This is a genomic window from Planococcus daihaiensis, from assembly GCF_049262615.1.
GTDB lineage: Bacteria > Bacillota > Bacilli > Bacillales_A > Planococcaceae > Planococcus.
The window spans coordinates 1,536,995-1,551,412 of record NZ_CP175504.1; the positions used below are offsets into that span (position 1 = coordinate 1,536,995).

Annotated in this window: 13 protein-coding genes; 7 read left to right on the plus strand and 6 right to left on the minus strand. The window is 47.5% G+C overall.

Translation table 11 applies throughout. The annotated features are described in order from the left end of the window. Nucleotides 1-3 precede the first annotated feature (3 nt). From DHX103_RS07325 to DHX103_RS07355, 7 genes are all read left to right on the plus strand, one after another. On the plus strand, nucleotides 4-669 hold the full coding sequence (locus tag DHX103_RS07325; protein ID WP_422124618.1) for a 2-hydroxy-3-keto-5-methylthiopentenyl-1-phosphate phosphatase: 666 nt from the start codon (nucleotides 4-6) through the stop codon (nucleotides 667-669). Continuing rightward, nucleotides 666-1,292, plus strand: coding sequence for a methylthioribulose 1-phosphate dehydratase (locus tag DHX103_RS07330; protein WP_422124619.1), 627 nt, complete (start codon nucleotides 666-668; stop codon nucleotides 1,290-1,292). Before DHX103_RS07325 ends, DHX103_RS07330 begins: the two co-directional genes overlap by 4 nt. Before the next feature lie 26 nt (nucleotides 1,293-1,318). Further along, entirely contained in the window at nucleotides 1,319-1,852 is a 534-nt protein-coding gene (locus tag DHX103_RS07335) for a 1,2-dihydroxy-3-keto-5-methylthiopentene dioxygenase (RefSeq protein ID WP_422124620.1), read from the plus strand. Between the two features lie 150 nt (nucleotides 1,853-2,002). Further along, complete coding sequence (gene mgtE, locus DHX103_RS07340; RefSeq protein ID WP_422124621.1) at nucleotides 2,003-3,361, plus strand: magnesium transporter; 1,359 nt, start codon at nucleotides 2,003-2,005, stop codon at nucleotides 3,359-3,361. A gap of 81 nt (nucleotides 3,362-3,442) precedes the next feature. Next, nucleotides 3,443-3,853: a DUF4395 domain-containing protein gene (locus DHX103_RS07345; RefSeq protein ID WP_422124622.1), complete on the plus strand. Its 411-nt coding sequence runs from the start codon at nucleotides 3,443-3,445 to the stop codon at nucleotides 3,851-3,853. Nucleotides 3,854-4,018: 165 nt separating this feature from the next. Beyond that, a complete protein-coding gene (locus DHX103_RS07350) occupies nucleotides 4,019-4,471 on the plus strand; it encodes a hypothetical protein (protein ID WP_422124623.1) in 453 nt (150 codons plus the stop codon). A 109-nt stretch (nucleotides 4,472-4,580) separates the two neighbouring features. Continuing rightward, nucleotides 4,581-4,961: a VOC family protein gene (locus DHX103_RS07355; RefSeq protein ID WP_422124624.1), complete on the plus strand. Its 381-nt coding sequence runs from the start codon at nucleotides 4,581-4,583 to the stop codon at nucleotides 4,959-4,961. A gap of 88 nt (nucleotides 4,962-5,049) precedes the next feature. Here DHX103_RS07355 and DHX103_RS07360 read toward each other — a convergent pair whose 3' ends face one another. The 6 genes from DHX103_RS07360 to DHX103_RS07385 form a co-directional block, all read right to left on the minus strand. Continuing rightward, complete coding sequence (locus tag DHX103_RS07360; protein ID WP_422124625.1) at nucleotides 5,050-6,258, minus strand: multidrug effflux MFS transporter; 1,209 nt, start codon at nucleotides 6,256-6,258, stop codon at nucleotides 5,050-5,052. A 408-nt stretch (nucleotides 6,259-6,666) separates the two neighbouring features. After that, nucleotides 6,667-7,941 carry a glutamate-5-semialdehyde dehydrogenase gene (locus tag DHX103_RS07365; protein WP_422124626.1) on the minus strand — a complete coding sequence of 425 codons (1,275 nt, stop codon included), beginning with the start codon at nucleotides 7,939-7,941 and terminating at the stop codon, nucleotides 6,667-6,669. Between the two features lie 18 nt (nucleotides 7,942-7,959). Continuing rightward, the gene (proB, locus tag DHX103_RS07370; RefSeq protein WP_422124627.1) at nucleotides 7,960-8,745 is read right to left on the minus strand and encodes a glutamate 5-kinase; all 786 of its coding nucleotides are present in this window, start codon (nucleotides 8,743-8,745) and stop codon (nucleotides 7,960-7,962) included. Nucleotides 8,746-9,105: 360 nt separating this feature from the next. Further along, nucleotides 9,106-9,906: a glutamate 5-kinase gene (gene proB / locus DHX103_RS07375; RefSeq protein WP_422124628.1), complete on the minus strand. Its 801-nt coding sequence runs from the start codon at nucleotides 9,904-9,906 to the stop codon at nucleotides 9,106-9,108. 321 nt (nucleotides 9,907-10,227) lie between these two features. Next, nucleotides 10,228-10,842, minus strand: a complete 615-nt coding sequence (locus tag DHX103_RS07380) for an NUDIX hydrolase (protein WP_422124629.1) — start codon at nucleotides 10,840-10,842, stop codon at nucleotides 10,228-10,230. A gap of 295 nt (nucleotides 10,843-11,137) precedes the next feature. Continuing rightward, a complete protein-coding gene (locus DHX103_RS07385) occupies nucleotides 11,138-14,278 on the minus strand; it encodes an SNF2 helicase associated domain-containing protein (protein WP_422124630.1) in 3,141 nt (1,046 codons plus the stop codon). Nucleotides 14,279-14,418: the final 140 nt, after the last annotated feature.

Consider the following 14,418-nt stretch of genomic DNA (forward strand, 5'->3'; position numbering starts at 1 on the left):
ATTATGAAACAGCCAATCATCTTTTGTGACTTTGACGGCACCATCACAACCAACGACAATTTAATTGCCATCATGAAACATTTCAATCCGCCGGGCTGGGAACCCATCAAAGACAACATTCTCGCACAAACCATCTCCATACGTGAAGGTGTCCAGCAGATGTTCTCCCTCCTGCCATCCACCAAAAAGGATGAAGTCATCTCTTATGTACTCGAACAGGCAGAGATTCGGAAAGGCTTTGCGGAGTTTGTCTCTTACACCAGACAGCACAACATTCCGCTATACGTTGTCAGCGGCGGCATCGACTTTTTCGTCTATCCGCTGCTGGAACCATTCGGACCTTTCGCAGGCATTTATTGCAATGAAGCGGATTTTTCCGGCGACACGATCCGCATCAACTTCCCGCATGGCTGCGACGGACAATGTGCGAGCCAGGGCTGCGGCTGCTGCAAGCCGTCGATCATCCGGAACTTGCTGGCGGACGGTGCAACGAGCATCGTCATCGGCGATTCCATCACGGATTTGCAGGCTGCCAAACACGCAGACCTGGTCATCGCCCGCGATTTCCTCATCGATAAATGCGAGGAACTCAACATCCCTTATGAACCCTTCGAGAATTTCGGAGACGTTACGGAAATCATCGATGCGAAATTGGGTGTTCGCTCATGACTCAACAGACATTAAATCATTTGCAGGAACAATGGTCAGAGTTGGCCGACGTCAAGGACGTGTTGGCTGCGCGCGACTGGTTTATGGGCACGAGCGGTAATCTCGCCATTAAAGTGAGCAGCGAGCCGCTCCAGTTTCTGGTTACGGCGAGCGGCAAGGATAAATACAAACGGACCGATGAGGATTTTCTCCTCGTGGATGCAGCAGGCGAGCCAGTCGGAACCACTCACCTGAAGCCATCCGCTGAAACTTTGCTGCACCGCGCCATCTACAATAAAACCGGTGCCGGCTGCAGCCTTCATGTCCACACCGTCGCCAACAACGTCCTGTCTGACCTCTACGGACGCGAAGGCAAAATCGATTTCAAGGGGCAGGAACTCATTAAAGCGTTCGGCCTGTGGGAAGAAGATGCTGTGCTGTCCATTCCGATCATCGCCAATCACGCCGACATTCCGCGGCTGGCGGAAGTTTTCGAAGAACATTTAACGGCCGATAAAGGCGCCGTGCTGATCCGCAACCATGGCATCACCGTGTGGGGAAAAGATGCATTTGAAGCGAAAAAATTGCTGGAAGCGAGCGAGTTTTTATTCCAATATCAGCTCGCGCTTCTTCAACTCCAATAAAACCCAATCAGAGAGGAAGATTTACAATGGCCATCATCAAAATTCAAGGTACAGACGAAACAATCGAAGCACAAAACGAAGTCGCGGCATTTTTGGAACAGCAGGAAGTTGTCTATGAGCATTGGGACATCGAGAAATTGCCGGAACCTCTTCGCGAAAAATTCGATTTGAGCGATGAGGAAAAAGAACAAATTCTTCAAGCGTTCAAAACGGAAATCGACGACATCTCCGAACGCCGCGGCTATAAAGCAGCCGATGTGATTTCCTTGTCCGATTCCAATCCGAAGCTGGACGAATTATTGAAGAACTTCCAGCGCAAGCACATCCACACGGACGACGAAGTCCGCTACATCGTCAGCGGCCATGGTGTATTTATCATTCAGGGCAAAGACGAGCGCTTTTTCGAAGTCCACCTGACGCCGGGCGATTTAATTTCCGTGCCGGAAAACATCACACATTATTTCACTTTGGCCGATGACCGCAAAGTCGTTGCCGTCCGCATCTTTGTTACAACGGAAGGCTGGGTGCCGGTCTATCAGGAAGAAAGCGTGCAAAGCTGAATAATATGACAGACCGCGGCCATGGCTGCGGTTTTTATTTTTATAGAGACTTTTCAAAACCTCCGTTAAAGGGGATACTGAAAGATATTGAACATACCGTTTCCGTAAGCGCAAACGGCTGAAGTTCTGTTGATTCAAGGAGAGATTCACATGACATTATCGATGACCGATAACGAAATTACGCTGGCGATTGTCCAGTCACTGAAAGAAGGACGCATCCTGGAGTTCCAGGAAATTATGGATGAGCTGCAGCCTTACGATATGGCGCAGCATTACCTTCGCATACCGGTCAAGCACCGGACGAAATTCCTTCTATACTTAACGACCGAACAATTGACAGAGTTGATGGATGAGCTGGACAGCGGGGAACAGCTTGAAATTCTTCAAAAACTGGGCGTCGAGAAATCCAAAGCAGTTCTCGACCGGATGGACAACGATGACCTCGCTTCGCTGCTTGCCGATATCGAGCCCCAGCGCGCCGAGGAGTTACTCGCGAACATGAACACGGACGAGTCGTCAATTGTCCAGAATCTGATGAATTACCCGCCGGAAACAGCGGGGCGCATTATGAATGACCGCTACGTCTGGATTCCGAGCCATTACACGATCCGGGAAGCGATCGATAAGATCAAGCATTTTGTTCATTTTGCCGAATTCCTTAACTACCTGTATGTCGTCGATGACAATAAACGCCTTGTAGGAGTGGTGTCCTATAAGGATTTGCTGCTGGGTGAGCTGGATGAGGAAATTCAGAATGTCATGTACACCCGGGTCGTAAAGGCGGATGTGCTGACGGATCAGGAAGAAGTCGCCAATCTGATCAGCCGCTACGATTTCGTCTCCCTGCCGATTGTCGAAAGGGATAATCGGCTCGTCGGCGTTGTGACGGTTGATGATGTAATCGATGTCGTCATGCAGGAAGCCAATGAAGACATTGAGAAATTATCCGCTTCCGGTAAATCGATCGATTTCAAAACGAAACCGATCATCGCCGCTTATCGGCGCCTGCCGTGGCTCGTGCTGTTATTGTTCATCGGACTGGTATCCGGCGGCATCATCAGCCGTTTTGAAGCGACGCTTGAAACGGTCGTCGCCCTGACATTCTTCATGCCGATGATTGCGGGCATGACCGGCAACACCGGCACGCAGTCTTTGGCTGTTGTCGTCCGCGGGCTCGTGTCGCAGAAACCTAATTTCCGGCAAAGCATCAAACTGATCGTCCGGGAACTATGGGTCGGCATCATTATTGGTGTGATTTGCGCCGTGCTGATCACGGGCATCGCTTTTTTCTGGCAAGGCAGCCTCGTGCTCGGCTTCGTCGTCGGCAGCTCGCTGCTCTTGACGCTGATTATCGGGACTTTGGCAGGCACCATCATTCCTTTAATCCTATTCAAATTAAACATTGACCCGGCAATCGCCTCCGGTCCACTGATCACGACGATCAATGACATTCTGTCTTTGCTGATCTATTTCGGCATCGCCACAATTTTCATATCGCAATTGATGTAAAAATTTAGATTGCCAGTTCTATTCCCTTTATTCCTATTAAATTACTTGGTATAATGAGTAAAAGAATAAAGGAGCTGTATTATGACGATTCCAAAACCGCTCGTTCAAATAAATCAAAGCTTTATCGTACTGTCCGTTATTGCCGGACTGCTGATCACGCCACTCTTCCTGCTGCTGCCTTTCGCAGTTGGTTTCTATACATTGGCCACGAAGAAAAATCCGGTCATCATCGCCGCTAAGCGACTGTTGAAAAAACCGGCCGATCAATATATCCAGGAAGACCGCGATCAGCAAATGTTCAATCAGTGGATCGCCACGGTGTGCCTCGGATTATCGATTGTGTTCTTCATTGCCGGATTCACAACTCTTGGTTATATCTTCAGCATCATGGTGATGGCCGCGGCTGGAATTGCATTGATGGGCTATTGCATCGGCTGCACCATCCGCTACCGTTTGATGATGATCAAGCATAACCGCGCGCGGACGAATTAAAGATGGAAACACCTCACTGAAAGCTTTGGCTTTTGGAGAGGTGTTTTTCTTTTTAAATGAAACAGGATTAGTTTTTCCCGAGGACCTGAAATTGTCTGAAAATGTATGTTACAGTTAATATATGGAATTTAACAGGCATGCCTGAATATTGAAAGGGGAAATAGAATGGATGAAACCCATTGGGATATCCAAGAAGTTAAGCGCTGGAAAATAAAGCAATTGGTCCAATACAATCTCGGTGCGCTTCTGTTGTTTGTGTTACTTACTTATTTTATAGAATATGTACAGCTGTATTTCTTGATCGGATTTTTTTACATACTTGTATTGATGATGTCAGCTATGGCATTGTACAGCTTTAAGACAGGCAGATTTATCGGTACGAAGACGAACAGGCGCATACAGGAATTTGAAAAGGCCCATTTGGGAAAGAAGCGATGGAAACGGCGAAAAGTAACAGAAGCAGTCTTCATTACTGTTCTGATTATTTTTTTTACAGCTTTTATAGTTATAACGGAATCTGAGAATTCAAGATTGGATTTCTCTTCAATGGCCTTTCCCTTTATCGGTGCCTGGCTGGGCTATAATATAGGTGAGATTGTTAGAATGAGAAATTTGTAAGGACAAATGGAATAGTAAAAAACCTTCATCAGCTGTCGAGGCTTTATTCAAGAAGTGGTGAAAGTAATAGTGACAGAGATGAAGAAATTTTAGAAAAAGGAGCAAACACATGACGAGCACAACCATCCAAAAAATTAACCAGATCGGCGTGCCAGTGAAAGATCTTGCGCGTGCCAGTGAATTCTACGAAACACAATTGGAACTTCCCATGTTATTCAAGACAGATACGATGGCGTTCTTCGACTGTAATGGTCTGCGCCTCATGTTGAGCCTGCCGGAAAAAGAAGAGTTTGCACATGCAAGTTCAATCCTGTATTTCGATGTGGCGGATATTCAGCAAGCCTACGCCGAATTCCAATCACGCGGCGTCCAGTTCAGCGGACCTCCCCATTGCGTCGTCAAAAATGGTCCGGCAGAAACCTGGATGGCATTCTTTCACGACACCGAAGGCAATACGCATGCCCTGACGAGTGAAAGGGTTGTTTCATAGAATATAAAAAAGTCCGAACAGAGTTGCTGTTCGGACTTTTTTTATGGAATGGAAAACCTTCGCCTGGGCGAAGGTTCCGGGGATGGTTTTAGCTAACTGCCGTTTTATTATCCAAGCGTTTCACCAGTATGAGATACGCCAGTAAAGCAAGCAGGCACATCGTGAAGATGATCAACCCCAACGGTACGGCAGTCTCTTCTCCGGCAATGCCGACCAACGGTGCTGCTACTGCACCGAGGATGAATGGCAGCAGTCCGAGCAATGCAGACGCGCTGCCTGCCACCCGGCTTTGTTCTTCCATCGCCAAAGTGAAGGAAGCGGTGCCGACGACTCCAATTGATGTAACAAAAAAGAAAATGGGAATCACGACGGCCCATAATGGTCCATCGATTAAGACAACGCCCAGCAAGACGGCGCCTGCTGCCGTTGCGGTATACAAAGCGACTTCAAGGAATTTTTTCTCCGACCAGGCATAGCTATAGCGGCCGACGGCGTAACTGCCAAAAATCAGGCCGATGCCGTTCATGCCGAAAAGGATACTGAACATCTGCGGTGATACGCCGTAGATGTTTTGATAGATAAAGGGTGTGCCGGCCACATAAGCAAATACGCCGCCGATCAATAACCCTTGAGCCAACGCATAGCCGGTGAATTTTCGGTTCTTGATGATGATGCTGAAATTGCTGAGAGTCTCCTTCAGATTGCCCGGCACCCTTCTTTCAGGAGGCAAGGTTTCTTCAAGACGCAAGGCGCTGATCAGCAACAGGACGAGCCCCAATAATGTGAGAATCAGGAATATCCCTTTCCAATCCGCAAACAGAAGAACTGCGCTTCCGACTGATGGCGCAAGCAATGGCACCAGGTTATTGACGACCATCAGCAAGGCGAAAAGCCGTGTCAATTCTGCGCCGCTGCTGACATCCCGCACTATTGCCCGGGAAATAACGAGTCCGGCAGAAGCTGCAAAGCCCTGTACAAAGCGCAAAACGACGAATACGTAAATGTTCGGCGCGAAAATACAGGCGACCGATGCAATCGCATAAGCCACCAGAAAAATGATCAGCGGCTTTCTGCGTCCGAGTGAATCGCTGAGTGGACCGGTCACCAATTGGCCAAATGCCAGCCCAAGCAAACAGGCGGTCAGGCTGAGCTGCACTGCTGACGCATTGGTTTGATAAACTTCTGCCAGTGCCGGGAACGCCGGAAGGTACATATCGATGGTAAAAGGAATCAAGGCCGTTAACGCACCCAGAAGTATGACGAAACGAGAGCGTTTCATTCCGGCTAGATTTTTCATTCGTATGTTACCTTCTTTCTATTTTTCATTACCTTTAATGCGAAATCGCTGTTTTTTAGCCTATCACAGAATATAGAGGATTTCCCTTTTTTTGTCTTTTCAATTTGTTCCTCCTGATATGAATGAACTCTTAAAGAAAATATCTCCAGTATCAACTGGTTTGTTGCTAAACGCCCGCATCGCGTTCCGGAACGCCCGCAAATATTATTAATCGCCCACAAATTTTTCTAATCGCCCACAAACTCCAGATGGTTTATTCACAAAGTAATTATAAATATTAAATGAAAATATTTCCAGAAATCCTCCTTTTTTCTGTAGCCCCTCAATCTGAACCCCCAAAAAAATCGACAAAAAAAAGGCTGCCCCTGAAAGTCAGTTCACACGACTTTTCAGGGCAGCCCTTATTCATTATTTTGTTTGTCCAGTTCCTCGGACAATATATTTCGTTGACGTCAACGCCGGCAATCCCATTGGACCGCGTGCGTGAAGCTTTTGCGTGCTGATGCCGATTTCGGCGCCGAAGCCGAATTCGAATCCATCCGTGAATCGCGTCGAAGCATTGTGATAAACTGCCGCTGCGTCGATTTCATTGAAGAATTGTTCAACGTTTGCCGCATCCGTTGAAATAATGGCTTCTGAATGTTTTGTGCCGTATTGGTTGATATGTTGAACAGCCTGATCGACAGTTTCAACAACCTTTATGGCCACTTCAAAGCCCAGATACTCCGTTGCCCAATCTTCATCCGTAGCAGGGGCGACAGCCGAAGAAACCTGCTGCACAGCTTCGTCTCCGTGAATTTTTACATCCTGTGCCTGCAAAGCAGTCACAAGTTCAGGCAGATGCGCTGCGGCCCAATCCTGTTGTACAAGTATCGTTTCGCAGGAATTGCAGACGGAAGGACGCTGCGTTTTCGCATTGATCGCAATATCCACCGCCATCTTCACATCCGCTGTTTGATCGATAAAGATATGGCAATTTCCGGCTCCAGTTTCCAGAACTGGAACTGTCGCATTTTGAACCACTGTTTGGATCAGTTTCGCTCCACCACGCGGAATCAGAACATCCAGATACTCATTCAGTTTGAACATTTGCGACGCCGTTTCGCGGCGGGTATCTTCCAGCAATTGCACGGCTTCAACCGGCAATTCGGATTTTTCCAGCGCTCGGCGAATCACTTGGACAATCGCTTTATTCGAATTGATTGCTGTTGAACTGCCGCGCAGTACAATCGAATTCCCTGTTTTCAGGCACAGGCTTGAGGCATCAACTGTTACGTTCGGGCGCGCTTCATAGATCATGCCGACGACACCGATAGGTACACGGATTTTTGTCATCGCCAGTCCATTGGGCTGCTCCCATTTTTCGAGGGTCTCTCCGATGGGGTCATTTAATCGGGTTAATTGGATGAGCGCATCTGCCATATCTTTTAAGCGGGATGCATCCAGTTTCAGGCGATCCACTAATGAATCGTTCATCCCTGCCTGTTGTCCGGCCGTTATGTCTTTCGCGTTCTCATCCAAAATGAAGTCTTGTTCTTCCAGCAATTGAGCTGAGATGATTTGCAAAGCCTCATTTTTTTGGGCTGTCGTTGCTTTTGCTAGTTGGAAAGCCGCCTCTTTTGCTTTCTGTGCTTTTAAAACTAATTCAGTTTCTGTATGTTCTTCTTGTAGAAGTTCAGTCATCCTCTGTCTCCTTTCGAATTATGCGTTCACTAATACTTTCGGTTCTTCCAATGTACCAATATAAGTTCCGTCGCCTTTTCCTGCAAAAATCTCAACCAATTTTTCACTGCCGGTTCCAGATCCGATAAATACCTGGATTTCCGAAGCCAATGCTGTTTTAGCAGCTTCCACTTTTGATTTCATTCCGCCGGTGCCGACGTTTGAAGAGCCTTCTGCAGTTGCGGCATTTTCCATTTCAGGATTGATTTCAGTGATGAATGTATATTTTTCTGCATCTGGATTCTTATTAGGGTTTTCCCGATAGATTCCATTAATATCTGTCATAATCATCAGGAAATCTGCGTGCACCAGTCTGCTGACTAAAGCGGACAACATATCATTGTCTCCGAATGTCAAAGCTTCCACTGAAATGGAATCATTTTCATTGATGATTGGCAGTACGTCGCGCTTCAATAAGTTGGATATCGTGGCGTTTGCGTTTTTATACATATCTTTGGTCAACAGCAATTGTGCTGCTACAATCCCGTGTTTTTTGCATTCATCTGCATATGCCTGCAGCAGGAGCCCTTGCCCTACAGCTGCAGCTGATTGCTTATCGACAACTGTATCAGGACGCGATAAATAGCCGATGCTCTTAAACCCTGCGGCTACTGCTCCTGATGAAACCAGAATCACTTCATGGCCTTGCTTTTTCAAGCTCGCCAATGCTTCCACATGTCCACGCAGTTTGCTGATTGACAATTTCCCGTTTAGGTCGGTCAATGAACTACTGCCGATTTTCACTACAATTCTTTTCTTCGTCACTTACAGTCAACTCCCATTTTAAATAAAAAAGTTCTTCCTTCTCTTAAGACGGAAAAACGTCGTCTCCGTGGCATTTTTCCAATTAAAGATTGTGTTCAATCCAATGATCAGACTATACGCTGTTACGAGTTTTTATTTAACTTCATAGACCGAATTAACGCCGTGAAAAAGAATTTTATAATTTTACTATAAAATGATGAGCGTATAATCTCGCATAGATTCTAAAACCGTTCGAAAGGTCTTCTCTCTAAATCTAAGCATTTTCTCACCAGCGCTTCGCATCGTTCGGTATTGTTTAAATTCCAATTGTGCATGGAATTTAAACAATAGAATAAGTTGTTATATTAACACACATAACTTCTACTTCCAAATTTCCTCCAGTTTTTTATGCGTTTTCATGGCTTCAAAAGCCTTGCCGATGTAGGTGCCGTCACCTTTTCCAATAAGTATTTTAAAAAGTTTTTCCTGGCCGCTGCCAGACCCGATAAATACATCGATGCCAAAAGAAAGAGCTGTTCCTGCCGCCGCCACTTTCGACTTCATACCGCCTGTCCCTACTTCAGAATCAGACCCAGAAGCAGCGTTAATCAGATCATCGTGTACTTCCGTAAGAAAATCGAATTTTTTTGCAGTTGGGTTCTTATTTGGGTTTTGTCCATACACTCCATTGATGTCTGTTAAAATCATCAGGAAATCCGCTTTGATAAGTCCACTGACAAGAGCTGAAAGCATATCATTATCACCAAAACTAAAATCTTCATTGGAAACAGAATCGTTTTCATTGATTACCGGCAGGATCTCATGTTCTAAAAGTTCCATAATCGTATCACGGGCATTCACGTAATGATCTTTCGTCAATAATAATTGCGCCGCCAAAACCCCATGTTTCTTGAATTCTTCTACATAGGCCTGCAACAAAATCCCTTGACCCACAGCTGCCGCGGACTGCCGCCCAATGCGATGGACAGGGCGCGATAAGTAGCCAAGGCCGATACATCCGGCGGCAACCGCTCCCGATGATACTAAAACGACTTCATGCCCCAGTTTCTTTAAATACACGAGCGCCTCTACATGCCCCCTCAATTTGTCTATGCACAATCCGTCATTTTGATTTGTCAGTGAACTGCTGCCGATTTTTACAATAATCCGTTTCTTTTCCAATCACTCTCACCACCCCGTCTTTTATCCCCTGCTTGAGAACAAGTTGTTAATTTCATTATTATGCATTTATATGAATTTTAAGTCAACTATAAATTATTAAAACGAGTTCTTAATTGCATTTAAATTTACCTTAATTGCATAAATATACATTCAGGGTTTTTAAAAATCGTTCTTTTCGATAAAAATTTCTTTATTTTCCAGATAATAAGGTGCTAATAAAATGATTTCTAAATCTTTTTTCTTCGTTTTATTTTTCTATAACCGTCTTCTTAAATACCAAGGGATAAGAAACACTTATATTTAAAATAAAAAAAAGACCATTCAGCGAATGATCTCCATGAAATGTGTCAGTATTTTAGCGGTCAGGCCCCATATAACTTTGTCTTCGTAAATATAGAAAAATTCATCGACCTGCCGCGTGCGCCAATTGTAATTTTCGCCGCCCGCTATGAGGTCATACGGGAAACTTTCTTCCGGCTGGATATCAAAATTGATCCGGTAAACTTTCGGATCTTTTTCGAGGAAATACGATAAAGGCACGGTGAACAGGCTGTCCACTTCCGGCGGATTCGGCCGAAATTCGACGTCCGCATCAATAATACCGGCAAAGCTGTAAACAATCATGCCGAAAGGCGAAACGATATAGTCGAGCGGAAAAATATCGGAAATCTGCTGGCGCTGGATCCCCAGCTCTTCCGTCGTTTCGCGAACGGCGGCTTCTTCTTCCGACTCGTCCTGCTTGTCGATTCTGCCGCCCGGAAAACAAATTTCACCGGGCTGGCTTCTCATTTGATGGGAACGGACTTCGAAGAGGATATGGATTTCACCGTCTTTTTCAATCAGCGGCAGGAGGATGGCAAATTTCGAAAAACTTCTATTGTCCATCACTTCCGGTATCCGGTCTTTCACTTTGTCCACCAAACTTTTCGGATCCATATCATCACCTCCGTTTCCTTTCCTTCTATTTTAGCAAACCATCCATCTTAATGCTTTCATGGGAATAAAATAGGTGTATATGTTGAATAACAAAATTTAACCGATATTCCGCAAAACAGCTCGCTTGCCTGGGGGCTTGCGCTGAGCTAACTCGGTCTCGTTTCACTTCGCCCGAGTGGATCTCAGCACTTCGCTTGGCCCCCTGGGCGTCTTCGCTGTTTTGCTTCATATCTCTCGAGACTTCTCTCAGCGCCGAAGCGATGCATAAAATATATTTCTTATATGAGTCTAACCATCAAATCATCAGCAATTCCCGAATATCATCTTCCGTCATGGCAGCGAGCGGTTCGGGGCCTGACTGGATGACTTCGTCGATGAGGTTCCTCTTTTTGTCCTGCAGTTCCGTGATTTTTTCTTCGATTGTCCCTTTGGCGACCATGCGGATTACCTGGACGGTGTGCTGTTGGCCCATGCGATGCGCGCGGCTTGCCGCCTGTTGTTCGACGGCCGGATTCCACCACAGGTCGTAAAGGATAACGGTGTCGGCGCCCGTCAGGTTAAGCCCGGTGCCCCCCGCTTTCAATGAAATCAGGAACAGGTCGCCTTCGCCTTCGTTAAAGCGGCTGCACATTTCGACGCGTTCCTGCGGCGGCGTCTTGCCGTCGAGGTAGAAATACGGACGTCTTTCACGCGTCAGCCGGTTGCCGATCAATTGCAGCATTTGCGTAAACTGAGAAAATACAAGCACGCGGCGCCCGGCCATCCGGCTGCTTTCGACGATTTCCATCAATTGATCGAATTTCGCCGAGCCGCCTTCGTAATCTTCCACGAACAGGGACGGGTGGCAGCATAATTGGCGAAGCCGCGTCAGACCCGCCAAAATTTTGATGCGGTTTTTCTGCAAACTGTCCCTATTCAAATGCTTCAACGCTTCCTGTTTGAGTTCCGCAAGATACGCCGCATAGTATTTTTTCTGTGCCGGGTACAATTCCGAGAATTGCAGCGTTTCGACTTTGTCGGGCAACTCTTTTAACACATCCTGTTTGACGCGCCGCAGGATGAACGGACGAACCCGTTTGGCGATGCTCGTGCGACGCATTTCGGCAAAACGCATGCGATTCGGCAGCAATTCCGGAAATACGACATGGAAAATTGACCACAATTCGTCCAGGGAATTCTCGATCGGCGTACCGGTCAATGCGAAGCGATAATCCGCTTCGATCGCTTTGACGGCTTTAGCCGTTTGCGTTACCGGATTTTTAAATGCCTGTGCTTCGTCCAAAAACAGGGTATGAAACGTTTTCCCCTTGTATAAAGCGCCGTCCATGCGCAGCGACGGATAGGACGTGATGATGACGTCCGCGTCAGCACCTTCGGCAAGCCGTTTCGTTCGTTTGATTTTATTGCCATCCACGATGACTGCCTGAATGTCAGGCGTGAACTTTTCAAATTCGCTGAGCCAATTATAGGTCAGCGAAGAAGGCGCGACGATCAGCACCGGCTGTTTGCGCCGGCGGATTTCGGATAACTCCGACTGGATGAACGCGATGCTCTGCAAAGTTTTGCCGAGGCCCATGTCGTCGGCGAGAATGCCGCCAAAACGGTATTTCGCCAATGCTTTCAGCCAATTGAATCCGGCTTTTTGGTAATCACGCAGCACAGCGGCGAGTGGTTCCGGCACTTCGAAACCAACTTCCTCCGGATTGCTTAAGTTTTGCAGCAGCTTCGCAAAATCAGCACCGGGATCGAGCAATTCACCGTCTTCCAGCGTCGCCACCAACTGCAACCCTTGAATCAGCGGCAGCCGAATCTCGTCGCCAAACCATTCTTGCTGGTTGCCAAGCTCCAGCATCAGATCATTCAGCGCAATAAATTCCGGCGTTTCCAACGACACTAACGTACCGTTAGGGATGCGGTAATATTTGCATTTTTCCTTTAACGCCGCGAGTACTAAACGGATTTCTGCTTCCGGAATTTCACCCGGCTCCAATTTGAAAGCCAGCCAGTCGGTTCGTTCTTTCAATTCCACTTTCACTTTCGGGCCCGTGTAATTTTTCTGCACACGCATTTTCACTGACGTCGTGGCAAAGACCTGCATCAATTCTTCGAGCAGCGGGATGGTGTGGAACAGAAAATCGTATTCCGCTTCCTCATCCTGCATATAAAAACCACCGTCTGTTTGTGTGAACAGGCTCCTCTTCATGAGCTCCATGATCTGCTCTTCTTTGCCGCGCTGCCGGCGAACGCCAGGCAAATGGCGAATTTCATCCTCCCCCTCTTCACACGGGTTGATCACCAATTGGCCGTAATGAAATTCAACGCCGGCCAGCAACCGGTTGCGGATGCGGTCGAGAAACAATTTCGCCAATAACGGCGTTTCTTCCTGGCGCCGCGTGACAGCGGCCGCCATATGTACTTCTCCGAGACGTTCCAGACCTGGAATAACGTTATCCATAAAATGTTCGCCCTGCGCTGCCGTAATCTCCAGCACCGCCACACCTTCCATCAAGTCCTTCAATTCCTCGAGGCGCCGGCAATCGTCAGACGGCAACTGGACAAAAGCACCGCCGCTGATCGCGAGGCCGTAAGATTTCATGACCGTAATCCCGTTCAGCCCTTCTGCTGTCAGTCTATATCCCGCATTTTCAATGGCGTCAAAACGGAACACCAACGGCAATTCCCTGTCAAAACGCACCCCTCTGTAAATCCTTCCTTTATGTCCGATATTAACAGACGGAATTTCCGCCAATAATTTCATGAGCGGATCCCACGCGGAAGCGGGAATGATTATGCGGCCACGGCCCGACACATTGCCGTTGATCTTCATCAATTCGCGCAGCACGCCATCGGTCTCCGGTGTAAAACTGAAATTTTCCCGGGAATATTGTAAGTCTGAGGAAATCGAGTAGCTTGCGCCCCGTTCGACCGCCTGCAGGAATGCGCCGGTATCGCGAATCGGCACTGCGCCTTCCATTCCCGCGCTCAGCTTGGCCGCAAAAATGCGCTCTCCGTCATCCGCTTCGGCCGACTGCAGCAAAACGCTGATTTCCAGCACCGGCCGGTCATCAAAATGCAGTTGCTTGGCACTCGGGCGCATGTTGCGGTCGCCAAATAAATTCATCAGCCGCTGCGCTTTTTGCAGTTCCTGCTGCTGAAGGTCATTGATCGCCATCAGCGTGGCCGCAATGTGCTGGCAATAGGTGCTGACAAATCCGACAGGCGGACAGCTGCAGGACGCTTGTAAGCTGCCGTCGGTTTCTTCCCGGACCGACACGTCGAAGATGCCCGTCGCTTTGACTTCCGCAATGATCACGGACGCATTCTCACTGACCGGCTGCAGCTCCACTTTGCCCGCGTCAAAATAAACCTTCCCTTTTCGATAGGCGGCCATGCCGCATAATTTTTTGATCCGAAAATCGTTCACTGCTATTTTCATCGTAGGACCCTTTCCCGTACTCGTCTGCTGTTACTTTCCATTATCGCCAATTCAACAGCCGGGTACAACCAAACGGAGGACCTATTCTGGAAAAGCGACTTCATTCAATAAAAAACACCGACCCGCCAAAGGCGAAACGG

Coding starts and splice junctions, on each gene's coding strand:
- DHX103_RS07360 (WP_422124625.1), bottom strand. CDS start 6,258: ATGAAAAATCTAGCCGGAATGAAACGCTCTCGTTTCGTCATACTTCTG.
- DHX103_RS07345 (WP_422124622.1), top strand. CDS start 3,443: ATGACGATTCCAAAACCGCTCGTTCAAATAAATCAAAGCTTTATCGTA.
- DHX103_RS07380 (WP_422124629.1), bottom strand. CDS start 10,842: ATGGATCCGAAAAGTTTGGTGGACAAAGTGAAAGACCGGATACCGGAA.
- DHX103_RS07385 (WP_422124630.1), bottom strand. CDS start 14,278: ATGAAAATAGCAGTGAACGATTTTCGGATCAAAAAATTATGCGGCATG.
- DHX103_RS07325 (WP_422124618.1), top strand. CDS start 4: ATGAAACAGCCAATCATCTTTTGTGACTTTGACGGCACCATCACAACC.
- DHX103_RS07350 (WP_422124623.1), top strand. CDS start 4,019: ATGGATGAAACCCATTGGGATATCCAAGAAGTTAAGCGCTGGAAAATA.
- DHX103_RS07355 (WP_422124624.1), top strand. CDS start 4,581: ATGACGAGCACAACCATCCAAAAAATTAACCAGATCGGCGTGCCAGTG.
- DHX103_RS07365 (WP_422124626.1), bottom strand. CDS start 7,941: ATGACTGAACTTCTACAAGAAGAACATACAGAAACTGAATTAGTTTTA.
- DHX103_RS07330 (WP_422124619.1), top strand. CDS start 666: ATGACTCAACAGACATTAAATCATTTGCAGGAACAATGGTCAGAGTTG.
- mgtE (WP_422124621.1), top strand. CDS start 2,003: ATGACATTATCGATGACCGATAACGAAATTACGCTGGCGATTGTCCAG.
- DHX103_RS07335 (WP_422124620.1), top strand. CDS start 1,319: ATGGCCATCATCAAAATTCAAGGTACAGACGAAACAATCGAAGCACAA.